Genomic DNA, 274 nt, shown 5'->3' on the forward strand with positions numbered 1-274 from the left:
TGTAATACTTGCTCTTTCATATCTTTCATTCTCCCTTCTTTTTCTTTTGTTACAAAGTTTCTATTATACTAATACGCTTGATAGAAATACGATTAATGCTGTTAATACTACTGCTCCACTTGCCGATCCTACAAAGTCACCTTTTGTTACTTGTAATACTTGCTCTTTCATATCTTTCATTCCCCCTTCTCTTTCTTTTGTTACAAAGTTTCTATTATACTAATACGCTTGATAGAAATACGATTAATGCTGTTAATACTACCGCTCCACTTGC

General features: G+C 32.8%; 2 protein-coding genes. Both read right to left on the bottom strand.

The window, feature by feature from the left end; all coding sequences use genetic code 11:
- Window positions 1-63 precede the first annotated feature (63 nt).
- The gene (locus MR167_RS32185; RefSeq protein ID WP_000654250.1) at window positions 64-180 is read right to left on the bottom strand and encodes a DUF3948 family protein; all 117 of its coding nucleotides are present in this window, start codon (window positions 178-180) and stop codon (window positions 64-66) included.
- A 34-nt stretch (window positions 181-214) separates the two neighbouring features.
- Window positions 215-274, bottom strand: a 60-nt coding sequence (locus MR167_RS32190) for a DUF3948 family protein (RefSeq protein WP_122950849.1), incomplete at its 5' end; no start/stop codon positions are given.

Source organism: Bacillus cereus group sp. BfR-BA-01355 (genome assembly GCF_022663675.1).
GTDB classification, from domain to species: Bacteria; Bacillota; Bacilli; order Bacillales; family Bacillaceae_G; genus Bacillus_A; species Bacillus_A thuringiensis_S.

Coding starts and splice junctions, on each gene's coding strand:
- MR167_RS32185 (WP_000654250.1), bottom strand. CDS start 180: ATGAAAGATATGAAAGAGCAAGTATTACAAGTAACAAAAGGTGACTTT.